This window comes from Streptomyces sp. NPDC006393, assembly GCF_040628575.1.
Classification (GTDB): Bacteria; Actinomycetota; Actinomycetes; order Streptomycetales; family Streptomycetaceae; genus Streptomyces.
On the sequence record NZ_JBEXZD010000024.1, the window covers coordinates 35,525 to 47,403 of the forward strand.

Below are 11,879 nucleotides of genomic sequence, written 5' to 3' on the forward strand. Positions count from 1 at the left end.
GGACGCTGTCTGAGAAGCCCCTTAATGATCGTCAGCGATCGCCCTGTCCGGCACGCGCGCGTGCCGCACGCCACTCGGGAGCCAGCACCGACCAGATCTCGATGTCGTGCCGTACGCCCCGGTGGGCGCGGCTCTCGCGGAGCACCCCGTCCCGGGTCATGCCCAGGCGGCGGGCGACGTTGATGCTCGGCTGGTTGGCGGAGGCCGCTTGCCACTCCACGCGGTGCATGCCGCGCGCGTCGAACGCCCAGTCGAGCAGGACACGCATCGCACGCGTGACCAGCCCCCGTCCGGCCCCGGCGGGCTCCAGCCAGCAGCCGACCTCGCAGGTGCCCTGTTCCGCGTCGAACGTCCGGAACAGCACCCCGCCGACCAGCTTCCCGTCCAGCCAGATGCCGTGCAGGCTGCCGCTGTCGGCGGCGCGCTTCTCGGCGTACCGGGTGAGCAGGGCCCGCGCGGAGTCGACGTCCGTCTCCCGGGATCCGAAGGGGATGTACTGCCCGATGAAGTCCCGCCCCCGGTCGAGGTGCGCGAGGAACTCCTCCGCGTGCCAGGACTCCAGGGGCCGCAGCTCGGCTCCGTCGTCACCCAGAGGTATCGCGTACATCCTGCTGCCGCTCCTTCGCCAGTGCTTCCATGACGTCGGTGAGCTTCTCATGGGCGGCACGGCACTCGGGCGGCTCGATGCTGATCCGGGGCAGTACGCGGTCCAGCCGGCGCGGCAGCCACCAGTTGGCACGGCCCAGCAGATGCATCAGGGCGGGCACCAGCAGGGTGCGCAGCACGAAGGCGTCGAGGGCGACGGCGGCGGCGAGACCGATGCCGAACATGGCGATCACCCGGTCGCCGCCGAGCACGAAGGCGAGGAAGACCGAGATCATGATGACCGCGGCGGAGTTGATCACGCGGCTGGTCTCGGCGAGGCCGACGCGGACGGCACGGCGGTTGTCGCCGGTCTCCAGCCACTCCTCGTACATCCGGCTGACCAGGAAGACCTGGTAGTCCATGGAGAGGCCGAAGAGCACCGAGACCATGATCACGGGCAGGAAGGGCTCGATGGGCCCGGCCCGGCCGAGGCCGAGGAACTCGCTGCCCCACCCCCACTGGAAGATCGCGACGACGACGCCGAACGCGGCGGCGACGGCGGCGACGTTCATGGCGGCGGCCTTCAGGGGTATGCCGACGGACCGGAAGGCGAGCAGGAGCAGGAGGCAGCCGAGGCTGACGACGACGCCGACGAACAGCGGCAGCCTGCCGATGATGACGCCGGCGAAGTCGTCGTATCCGGCGGTCACGCCACCGACCTGCACATCGAGGGAGGTACCGGTCTCCGCGCGGGGCAGGACCTCGGTGCGCAGCCGGTCGACGAGGTCGCTGGTGCGCTGGGACTGGGGCGCGGAGTCGGGGACCACGGTCAGGTAGGCGGTGCTGCCGCCGGTGTCGTAGGTGACCGGGGTGACCGCGGCGACGCCCTCGGTGGAGCGCAGGGTGGTGTCGAGGTTGTCCAGGGCGAGCCTGTCGTCCGCTCCGTCTACACGTGTCACGAGCGTGAGGGGCCCGTTGACGCCCGGGCCGAAGCCCTCGGCGACGAGGTCGTAGGCCTTGCGGGTGGTCGATGACGCGGGGTCGTTGCCCTGGTCGGAGGTGCCCAGGTGGAGGGTGAGCGTGGGCAGGGCGAGCACCGTGATGACGACCAGTGCCAGGGCGCCGAGCAGCTTGGGGTGGCGTTCGACGAAGGCGGACCAGCGGGCGGCGAACCCGGTGGGCAGCTCGGGTTCGGGGCCGTGCTCGGCCAGTCTGCGCCGCTCGCGCCGGCTGAGGGCGCGCGGGCCGATGAAGGACAGCAGGGCCGGCAGCAGGGTCACCGACGCGGCCACGGTGAGGACGACGGTCGAGGCGGCGGCGACCGCGACCCCGTCGAGGAAGCCGAGGCGCAGGATGAGCATGCCCAGCAGGGCGATGCAAACGGTGGCACCCGCGAACACGACGGCGCGTCCGGTGGTGGCGACGGCGTTCGTGGCCGCCTGGTCGACGTCGAGCCCGCGTTTGAGACCGCGTCGGTGCCGGGTGACGATGAACAGCGCGTAGTCGATGCCGACACCGAGCCCGATCAGCATGCCCAGCATGGGCGCGAAGGCGGCCACCGTCATGGCGTGGCCGAGGAGCTCGATGGCGGCGTAGGCGGTGCCGACGCTGACCAGCGCGGTGGCGATGGGCAGCAGGGACGCGGCGAGCGAGCCGAAGGCGAGCAGGAGCACCACGGCGGCCACGGCCACGCCGGCGGCCTCGGCGAGGTGCCCGCCGGAGGACTGGGTGCCGCCGATCGCGCTGCCGCCCAGCTCCACCTGGAGCCCGTCGGCCTGGGCGGCCTTGGCGGCGCCGACGACGGCCTGTGCCTGGGGGGCGGGGATGTCCTGGGCGGGGTGGTCGAAGGTGACCGTGGCGTACGCGGTGTGCCCGTCGCGGCTGATCTGGTCGGCTCCCTGGCCCTTGTAGGGGCTGGTCACGGACGCCACCCCGGGCAGGGTCGCGATCCGGTCCAGGGTGCGGGTCATCGTCTGCTCGACGTCGGAGGCGCGCACGTCGCCGGGCGTGGTGTGCCACACCACGGTGTCGCTGTCGCCGCCCAGGCCGGGGAAGCCCTCACGCAGCAGCTGGGTGGCGCGGCCCGACTCGGTGCCGGGGACCTCGTAGTCGTTGGAGTACGCCGGGCCGGTGACGGCGGAGGCGACGGTGACCCCGCCGAGGGCGAGGAGCCAGAGCAGGACGACGACGAGGCGGTGCCGCAGACACCAGCGCGCAAGGGCTGCCACGAACGTGCTCCCAGGTGTATGGATTGTGGATCTTTGACCGGGAACAGTCGTTCATGAGGTGAACAGCCCGCAAAGAACGCATGAGCAATGTGAAGCCACTCTTGCAGGCGAATGTGATCGTTTAGTGCCTTCGTGGCCTTATTCACAGGACTGGGACCGAATTCACAGGACAGTCAGGCGGGTTCTGTCACCTCAGTCCGACTGGTCGCCGAGTGCCATCACCATCACCCCGGCGATCAGCAGCCACAGCGCCCGTCGGGTGTGGCCCCGCCGACCGAGGAGGGCCGCCCCGGCGCAGACGACGGCGCCGACGGCGTAGGCGGCCGCGACGAGGGCCGGGGCCGAGGCGCGCAGTCGCAGCAGGCACGCGGCGATCCCGGCGAGCGTGAGCAGCGCTCCCGTGCCGGTCGCCGTCCAGCGGGCCCGCCGGGCGACCTCGGCACCGTCCTGCGGACCGCCCCCGTGGCCCTCGGCGTCGTCGGCACCCTCGGCCCTTACGGCGCCCTCAACCCTTTCGGCGTCCTCGGCCCTCTCGGCGTCCTCGCCCCCGCCCCGCACGGCGGCGGCCGAGACCTCGTCCACCGCGGATATCTCGGGGTGCGTTTCGGAATCGGCGCGTCCACTCATGGCGGGCGAGCGTAGCGGCCCGGGAAACCGGATGCGGGACCGGGGTCCGGCCTGCTATCCACGTCCCCCATGGCCGATCTCACGCACGCGCGCTACCCGCGCAGCAACGCCTACGACGCCCGCTGGCTCATCGAGCACCAGATGGGGCCGCATCCGCTGTGGCTGCTGGAGTGGCTGGCACCGGCCCTGCGGCTCGACTCCCTGCCCGCCGGCGCCCGCGTGCTGGACCTGGGCTGCGGGCGCGCGCTGACCTCCGTCTTCCTGGCCCGGGAGTACGGCGTCCAGGTCGTCGCGGCCGATCTGTGGATCAAGCCCGACGACAACGCCCGCCGGATCGACGAGGCCGAAGTCGCGGACCGGGTGGTGCCGGTCCACGCCGATGCGCACGACCTGCCGTTCGGCGAAGAGTCGTTCGACGCGATCGTCTCCGTCGACGCCTATCAGTACTTCGGCGCCGACGACCTCTACCTGCCCTCACTGACCCGGCTGCTGAAGCCCGGCGGGCGGATCGGGGTCGTGGTGCCCTCGGTACGGGAGGAGATCGACGGTGTCGAGCCGCCGGAGCACCTCAAGGCCCACTGGGACCCGGGATTCTGGGCGTTCCACTCCCCCGCCTGGTGGCACCGGAACTGGACGCGCACCGGCGCCGTGACGGTCGAGACCGCCGACTGGCTCGAGGACGGGTGGCGCGACTGGCTGCGGTGGAGCGAGATCTGCGCCGAGGAGAGCCCGAGCGACTTCATGGCGGGGATGGCCCGGGATTCGGTCGAGCTGCTCAACGCCGACCGGGGGCGCCTGCTGGGGTTCGCGCGGGTCGTGGGACGCCGCGGCTGAGAAGCACGGCCCCGGAGGACATGTCCTCCGGGGCCGTACGGCCGTACACGCCGCGGAACCCGGCTCAGCCTTCGCTGACGCCCAGCTTCTCCAGGATCAGCTCCTTGACGCGGGCCGCGTCGGCCTGGCCGCGGGTGGCCTTCATGACCGCGCCGACCAGGGCGCCGGCCGCGGCCACCTTGCCACCGCGGATCTTGTCCGCGACGCCCGGGTTGCCGGCGATGGCCTCGTCGACGGCGGCGGTCAGCGCGCCCTCGTCGGAGACGACCTTCAGGCCGCGCTTGTCGACCACCTCGTCCGGGGTGCCCTCGCCCTCGAGGACGCCCTCGATGACCTGGCGGGCCAGCTTGTCGTTCAGATCACCCTTGGCGACCAGCTCGGTCACCCGGGCGACCTGCTGAGGAGTGATCGCCAGCTCGTCCAGGGCCTTGCCGGACTCGTTGGCGCTGCGCGCCAGCTCGCCCATCCACCACTTGCGGGCGGAGGCGGCGTCGGCACCGGCGTCGATGGTGGCGACGATCGGGTCCAGCGCACCGGCGTTGAGGATCGCCTGCATGTCGGTGGCCGAGATGCCCCAGTCCGCCAGCAGCCGGGTGCGGCGGGCCAGCGGCAGCTCGGGCAGCGCCGCGCGGATCTCCTCGACCCACTCGCGCGGGGGCGCCACCGGCACCAGGTCGGGCTCGGGGAAGTACCGGTAGTCCTCGGCCTCCTCCTTGACCCGGCCGGAGGTCGTGGAGCCCGTGTCCTCGTGGAAGTGGCGGGTCTCCTGGACGATGGTGCCGCCGCCGGAGAGGACGGCCGCGTGCCGCTGGATCTCGAAGCGGACCGCGCGCTCCACGGACCGCAGCGAGTTGACGTTCTTCGTCTCCGAGCGGGTGCCGAACTTCTCGGAGCCCTTCGGCATCAGCGACAGGTTCACGTCGCAGCGCATCTGGCCCATCTCCATGCGGGCCTGGGAGACGCCGAGCGAACGGATGACCTCGCGCAGCTCACGCACGTACGCCTTGGCCACCTCGGGAGCGCGGTCGCCCGCGCCGACGATCGGCTTGGTGACGATCTCGATGAGCGGGATGCCCGCGCGGTTGTAGTCGAGGAGGGAGTGCTGCGCGCCGTGGATACGGCCGGTGGCGCCGCCGACGTGCGTCGACTTGCCGGTGTCCTCCTCCATGTGGGCGCGCTCGATCTCCACGCGGAAGACCTCACCGTCCTCCAGCTGCACGTCGAGGTAGCCGTTGAAGGCGATCGGCTCGTCGTACTGGGAGGTCTGGAAGTTCTTCGGCATGTCCGGATAGAAGTAGTTCTTCCGGGCGAAGCGGCACCACTCGGCGATCTCGCAGTTCAGCGCGAGACCGATCTTGATCGCCGACTCGACGCCGGTCCTGTTCATGACCGGGAGCGCGCCGGGCAGGCCGAGGCAGGTGGGGCAGGTCTGGCTGTTCGGCTCGGCGCCGAGCGTGGTCGAACAGCCGCAGAACATCTTGGTCTTGGTGCCGAGTTCGACATGGACCTCGAGGCCCATGACGGGGTCGTACGACGCCAGTGCGTCCTCGTACGACACCAGGTCGGTCATGGTGGTCACGGTGAAACTTCCCTCTCAGCCCAGCAGGACGTCGTCGTCGCCCAGCCGCTTCAGCTCGCGGTAGAGGATGGCCAGGCCGGTGACGACGCCGGCGGCGGTCACCACGGCGTCGATCAGCCTCAGCGTGTCGCTCTCGGCGCGGGCCTTCTTGATCTGCTTGGCGACACCGATCGCGCCGAACGCGGTGGTGGCCATCGACAGGTACGTACCGGACTTGGACTTCTTGAAGCCCTTGGCCTTGGACAGTGCCTTGCTCACAGCGACGGAGCCTCCTCCAGCAGCGGGTGCCCCCACTTTTCCACGAAGGCGGCCTCGACGGCGGCGCCGACCTTGTAGAGGCGGTCGTCCTTCATCACCGGGGCGATGATCTGGAGGCCCACCGGGAGGTTGTCCTCCGGGGCGAGACCGCACGGCAGGGACATGGCCGCGTTGCCCGCCAGGTTGGTGGGGATGGTGCACAGGTCGGCCAGGTACATCGCCATCGGGTCGTCGGCGCGCTCGCCGATCGCGAAGGCGGTGGTCGGGGTCGTCGGGGAGACGATCACGTCCACCTGCTCGAAGGCCTTGTCGAAGTCCCGCTTGATGAGGGTGCGGACCTTCTGGGCGCTGCCGTAGTACGCGTCGTAGTAGCCGGAGCTGAGCGCGTACGTGCCGAGCATGACGCGGCGCTTGACCTCGGCGCCGAAGCCCGCCTCGCGGGTGAGGGAGGTGACCTCCTCGGCGGAGTGCGAGCCGTCGTCGCCGGTGCGCAGGCCGTAGCGCAGGCCGTCGAAGCGGGCCAGGTTGGAGGAGCACTCCGAGGGCGCGATCAGGTAGTAGGCCGACAGCGCCAGGTCGAAGGACGGGCAGTCCAGCTCGACGATCTCGGCGCCCAGCTCCTTGAGCAGCTCGACGGACTCGTCGAACCGCTGGATGACGCCGGGCTGGTAGCCCTCGCCGCGGAACTGCTTGACCACGCCGACGCGCATGCCCTCGACGCTGCCGTTGCGGGCCGCCTCGACGACCGGCGGGACCGGCTCGTCGATGGAGGTGGAGTCCAGCGGGTCGTGCCCGGCGATCACCTCGTGCAGCAGCGCCGCGTCCAGGACCGTACGGGCGCAGGGGCCGCCCTGGTCCAGGGAGGACGAGAACGCCACCATGCCGAAGCGGGAGACCGCGCCGTACGTCGGCTTCACGCCGACCGTGCCGGTCACGGCGGCCGGCTGGCGGATGGAGCCGCCGGTGTCGGTGCCGATGGCGAGAGGGGCCTGGAATGAGGCGAGGGCCGCGCTCGACCCGCCACCGGAGCCGCCGGGGATCCTGGTGAGGTCCCAGGGGTTGCCGGTGGGCCCGAAGGCGCTGTTCTCGGTGGAGGACCCCATGGCGAACTCGTCCATGTTGGTCTTGCCGAGGATGACGACGTCGGCGGCCTTCAGCCGCTGGGTGACGGTCGCGTCGTACGGCGGGATCCAGCCCTCGAGGATCTTCGAACCGACGGTCGTCGGGACGCCCTCGGTGGTGAAGATGTCCTTGAGCGCGAGCGGCACGCCGGCCAGCGGGCCGAGCTTCTCGCCGCGCGCCCGCTTCTCGTCGACGGCGCGGGCCTGGGCGAGGGCGCCCTCGCGGTCCACGTGCAGGAAGGCGTGCACCTTCTCGTCGACGGCCTCGATCCGGGCCAGGTGGGCCTCGGTGACCTCGACGGCCGTGAGCTCACCGGAGGCGATCTTCTCGGCGGTCTCGGCGGCGGTGAGCCGGATGATGCTGTTGATGTCCGTCATGACTCTCACTCCTCACCCAGGATCTGCGGCACCTTGAAACGCTGCTGCTCCTGGGCCGGGGCGCCGGACAGCGCCTGCTCGGGGGTGAGCGACGGACGGACCTCGTCCGCGCGCATGACGTTGGTCAGCGGCAGCGGGTGGGAGGTCGGCGGTACGTCTTGGTCGGCGACCTCACTGACGCGGGCCACCGCGCCGATGATGTCGTCCAGCTGTCCCGCGAAGTGGTCGAGCTCTTCGGGCTTCAGCTCCAGACGCGCCAGCCGGGCGAGGTGGGCGACCTCCTCGCGCGTGATGCCAGGCATGCAGCGTTCCTCTGGGGTGAGTGTGTGTGGTTTGGGCCCAATCCTATGGGGCGGGGGGCGGTGGGCGTGAAACGGTTTCCCGGTGCCGGGCCGCGGCGGGTCAGTCGCGACGGGTGTCCCAGGGGGCGCTCTTCAGGAAGTGGTTGTCGTAGAGATCCTGCACTTCGAGGATGCTCTCCGGTGTCACCTCGCCGAGGCGGATGCGCTGGAGGTGGCGGAAGTACTCGAAGCGCTCGACGCCCGGGGTGATGACGATCAGCAGGTCGGCGGTGCTGCCGGGGGCGGCGGCGAAGGCGTGCGGGCGGTCCGGCGGGACGATGATCAGGTCGCCGCGCCCGGCGGTGACGACGTCGTCCCCGGAGAGGACCTCCGCCTCGCCGTCGAGGAGGTAGAACATCTCGGCAGAGTTGTGGTGGACGTGCGGGCGGGCTCCGTCGGCGCCCTCCGCGAGCGTGACGCGCACGGTGGACAGCGCGCCACCGCTGGAGCTGCTGTCGGCCAGCAGCTTGACGGCGACCGGATCACCGCCGACCACCTCGGCCTCCGCGTCCCGCACCAGCACGGTCTCATCGAACTTCGGCACGAACAGCGACATGGTGTGTCCCCCTTGTGGTGTGGTCAGACCGCGAAGAGCAGTCCGGCGCTGATCAGTACAACGACGGCGGTGGCGAAGTGGATCCCGAAAGCCACGGCTTTCGCCCCGCCGTGGCGAAGGACTACCAGAGTGTCGACGAGCGGGACGAGTGCCACGCAGACCATGAACCAGGCCTCCGCACGGGTGCCCGCGAAGGCCAGCAGGGCGAGGCCGACCAGCCCGAAGGTGCCGTCCCTGAGGCCCTTGACCGACAGGTAGGCGGCGGCGTCGCCCCGCGGGTCGGCCGGAACGCCGTAGCCGGCCGCGGCGGGACCGGGCTGGAACCAGAACCGGTAGCCGAGGAACACGCAGAACAGGTCGAGCAGGACGGCGAGGCTGTACGCGGTGACGGTCATGGATCTCCCCGATCTCCCACGTCTGGACGCGGGCCATGGCAGCCGTTCGGCTGCTAGCGACGCTAGGAACAACAGCGAAGCTAGCAGAGCTATGACAGATTGGCTAGCGGCGCTAGAAAACCGAACCGACCACGTCGCTCCAGTGCGCCACGAGCGCGAACGAGCGGACCGCGAGCCGCTGACGGTGACGGCCGCGCGGGAACCGGCGGCGTCGGAGGGCCGGGACACGGTCACCACGCGACGGCCGGCCGCCACGACCGGCTGCCGGAGCACGGCCCGAGCGCCGCGCCGCGCGGGCGGCACTGGACACGCGCGGCCCCGACGCGGGCGGCGCGGACGCTGGCGGCGCGGACGCTGGCGGCCTGAGGCACCGGCAGCACGAGATCCGGGGCGCGCGGCGCAAGGTACGGCAGCGCAAGGTAACGGACAGCACAAGGCGTGCGCGGCGCAAGGCGTGCGCGGCGCAAGGCGTGCGCGGCGCAAGGCGTGCGCGGCGCAAGGCGTGCGCGGCGCAAGGCGTGCGCGGCTGGGTCCTCAGAACCGGCCGGGGGACGTGCGGGTCATTCGTCCGAGGCCGCCGCCGGCAGGGCGGCGCGCGGGCGCTGCCAGCCGCGCGAACCGCGCGCCCGCAGCCATGCCGTGGTCTCCTCGGGCGGCATCGCGGCCGCGACCAGCCAGCCCTGTACGGCGTCGCAGCCCAGGTCCCGCAGCCGCTCCCAGGTCTCGTCGTCCTCGACGCCCTCCGCCACGACGAGCAGCCCCAGCGAATGCGCGAGGTCCACCGTGCACCGCACGATCTCCGCGTCCTCGGCGTCCACCGCCAGCCGGGCCACGAACGAACGGTCGATCTTCAGCTCGCTCACCGGCAGTCTGCGCAGGTGCACCAGCGAGGAGTAGCCGGTGCCGAAGTCGTCCAGCGACATCTTCACGCCGTGCGCGGTCAGACCGGCCAGCGTGTCGGCGGCCCGCTGGGGGTCCTCCAGCAGCACGTGCTCGGTGATCTCCAGTTGCAGCGCTCCCGCGGGGACACCGTGCCGGGCCAGCCGGGCGGCGACCGAGCCGGCGAAGCCGGGGGTGTGCACGTCGCGGGGGGAGACGTTGACCGCGACCGGCACGAACAGGCCCGCGGAGCGCCACTTCGCGACCTGCCCGAGGGCGGTCTCCAGCACGTACTCCGTCAGATGGGGCATCAGCCCCGAGGACTCGGCGATCGCTATGAACTCGTCCGGAGGGACCTTGCCGCGCTCCGGGTGCACCCAGCGCACCAGCGCCTCGAGGCCGGCGACGTGGCCGTCGAAGCGGACCTTGGGCTGGTAGTGCAGCTGGACCTCGTGGGCGTCCAGGGCCCGGCGCAGATCGCCGAGCAGCCCGAGCCGGTCGGGGGTGTTGGAGTCCCGCTTGGACTCGTAGACCTCCACGCCCGTACGGTCCCGCTTGGCCTGGTACATCGCCACGTCCGCGCGGCGGAGCATGCCCTCGGCGTCCAGCGCGTGGTCCGGGAAGACGGCGACACCGGCGCTGGCCTCCAGGACGAGGGTGAGCCCGTCCAGGTCGAGCGGCGAGCTGAGGGTGGTGACCAGTGCGCGCGCGACGCGGGTCGCTGACGTCGTCGAGTCGGCCACGGGCAGTAACACGGCGAACTCGTCCCCGCCGAGCCGCGCGGCCTCCGCCCCGCGCGGCAGCGCCTGCCGCAGCCGGTCGGCGATCTGGAGCAGCAGCCGGTCACCGGCGAGATGACCGAGCGTGTCATTGACCGAACGGAAGCGGTCGAGGTCGATCAGCATCAAGGCGGCCCGGGCGCCGATGCGTTCGGCGTCGTCGAGGGCGGTCCAGATGCGTTCCAGAAGCCACTGCCGGTTGGGCAGCCCGGTCAGCCGGTCGCGCAGCTGCTCCTCGGCCCGGGCGCGGGCTATCCACAAGGTGGCGTCCAGGGCGATGAGCGGGATGGAGAACAGCGGCAGCAGCACGGGTTCGGCGACGGCGACGACGCAGACCAGCGGGGCGATGCCGAGCAGGGCGACGGCGACCAGGCCCTGTCTGACCAGGGCGGTGCGGGCGACCGTGGGCAGTCCTTCGGCGGGCGGGGCGTGCAGGTACCACAGCAGGACGCGGGTGACCGCGAGGTAGACGGCGGCGGCCAGCACCACCTCGGGCACGGTGTACGCGGTCCAGGTGTCCGGATCCCAGGGCCGCTCGACGGTCGGGACGCGGCCGAAGCCGTCCAGGACGAGGGCGGCCATGGCGATGCCGAGGATGTCCACCGCGCCGTTCAGCACGCCGGGCCGGCAGCGGTGGCGCCTGGCTATGCCGACCAGCACGACGACGGCCAGGCTCACCAGGCCGGCGGGCACCCAGCCGTAGAGAAGCAGCACGGCCAGGGTGAGGGCGGTGCCGGAGCCGGTGCCGCCCCACCAGCGGGAGCGGCCGAGCATCACCAGGTGGCCGACGATGATGCCGGTGAGCACCGCCAGTGACCAGCCGGCCGTGCCGGACGGGAAGAGCGCGTGGCCGCGGGCGAACGCCCTGTAGAAGCCGGCGCCGAGGACGAGCGCGGCCACCGCGACGACCACCGCGGGCAGGGCCGGCCGGAACCGGTGCCATACGGAGACCACGCCCGGCACGGAAGGCGGTTGCCCTCCCGGCAGCGCGGGCACGCGGATCGCCGCCGTGCCGTGCCCGGCCGCGCGTGCGGTGTGGCCCGCACGCCCCGGATGGCTCCGGGCGCCCGAACGCTCCCCCGTCCGCCCCAGGCTCCCGCGCCATGCGCCGGTCATCCGGCGCAGCCGTGAGTGCGGGGCGGCGCTCTCGGTCGGTTCCATTCCCGTCCCTCTCACAGCCGGCGGTGCCCGCGCCGCGCGGCCCGATGCCCGGCGCTACCGGGCCGCACCGCGCTGGAAAACCCTTCCACGTACTCGTCGAGGAGCACGGGGATGCCCCGACCGCAGCTGGGCACGGCAGGCGCACACCTCAACAGTAG

General features: G+C 71.9%; 11 protein-coding genes. 1 reads left to right on the top strand and 10 read right to left on the bottom strand.

Annotated features, from left to right (window positions below):
* Nucleotides 1-31: 31 nt before the first annotated feature.
* From ABZ484_RS13315 to ABZ484_RS13325, 3 genes are all read right to left on the bottom strand, one after another.
* Complete coding sequence (locus ABZ484_RS13315; protein WP_358865993.1) at nt 32-607, bottom strand: GNAT family protein; 576 nt, start codon at nt 605-607, stop codon at nt 32-34.
* Nucleotides 585-2,813, bottom strand: a complete 2,229-nt coding sequence (locus tag ABZ484_RS13320; protein ID WP_358865994.1) for an MMPL family transporter — start codon at nt 2,811-2,813, stop codon at nt 585-587. Before ABZ484_RS13320 ends, ABZ484_RS13315 begins: the two co-directional genes overlap by 23 nt.
* Nucleotides 2,814-3,005: 192 nt before the next feature.
* Nucleotides 3,006-3,440: a hypothetical protein gene (locus ABZ484_RS13325; protein ID WP_358865995.1), complete on the bottom strand. Its 435-nt coding sequence runs from the start codon at nt 3,438-3,440 to the stop codon at nt 3,006-3,008.
* 69 nt (nt 3,441-3,509) lie between these two features.
* On the opposite strand from ABZ484_RS13325, the gene ABZ484_RS13330 reads away from it, so the two are divergent.
* A complete protein-coding gene (locus tag ABZ484_RS13330; protein ID WP_358865996.1) occupies nt 3,510-4,274 on the top strand; it encodes a methyltransferase domain-containing protein in 765 nt (254 codons plus the stop codon).
* A 64-nt stretch (nt 4,275-4,338) separates the two neighbouring features.
* Here ABZ484_RS13330 and gatB read toward each other — a convergent pair whose 3' ends face one another.
* From gatB to ABZ484_RS13365, 7 genes are all read right to left on the bottom strand, one after another.
* Entirely contained in the window at nt 4,339-5,853 is a 1,515-nt protein-coding gene (gene gatB / locus ABZ484_RS13335; RefSeq protein WP_358865997.1) for an Asp-tRNA(Asn)/Glu-tRNA(Gln) amidotransferase subunit GatB, read from the bottom strand.
* A 15-nt stretch (nt 5,854-5,868) separates the two neighbouring features.
* Nucleotides 5,869-6,111 (bottom strand): hypothetical protein, encoded by a 243-nt coding sequence (locus tag ABZ484_RS13340; RefSeq protein WP_030179380.1) that lies wholly within the window; start codon nt 6,109-6,111, stop codon nt 5,869-5,871.
* A complete protein-coding gene (gatA, locus tag ABZ484_RS13345; protein WP_358865998.1) occupies nt 6,108-7,610 on the bottom strand; it encodes an Asp-tRNA(Asn)/Glu-tRNA(Gln) amidotransferase subunit GatA in 1,503 nt (500 codons plus the stop codon). The genes ABZ484_RS13340 and gatA overlap by 4 nt, the downstream gene beginning before the upstream one ends.
* Before the next feature lie 5 nt (nt 7,611-7,615).
* Entirely contained in the window at nt 7,616-7,912 is a 297-nt protein-coding gene (gene gatC / locus ABZ484_RS13350) for an Asp-tRNA(Asn)/Glu-tRNA(Gln) amidotransferase subunit GatC (protein WP_006130840.1), read from the bottom strand.
* 100 nt (nt 7,913-8,012) lie between these two features.
* The gene (locus ABZ484_RS13355) at nt 8,013-8,507 is read right to left on the bottom strand and encodes a cupin domain-containing protein (RefSeq protein WP_358865999.1); all 495 of its coding nucleotides are present in this window, start codon (nt 8,505-8,507) and stop codon (nt 8,013-8,015) included.
* A gap of 23 nt (nt 8,508-8,530) precedes the next feature.
* The gene (locus ABZ484_RS13360) at nt 8,531-8,902 is read right to left on the bottom strand and encodes a DUF4267 domain-containing protein (protein ID WP_358866000.1); all 372 of its coding nucleotides are present in this window, start codon (nt 8,900-8,902) and stop codon (nt 8,531-8,533) included.
* Between the two features lie 560 nt (nt 8,903-9,462).
* Nucleotides 9,463-11,721 (bottom strand): bifunctional diguanylate cyclase/phosphodiesterase, encoded by a 2,259-nt coding sequence (locus tag ABZ484_RS13365; protein ID WP_358866001.1) that lies wholly within the window; start codon nt 11,719-11,721, stop codon nt 9,463-9,465.
* Between the last annotated feature and the right edge of the window lie 158 nt (nt 11,722-11,879).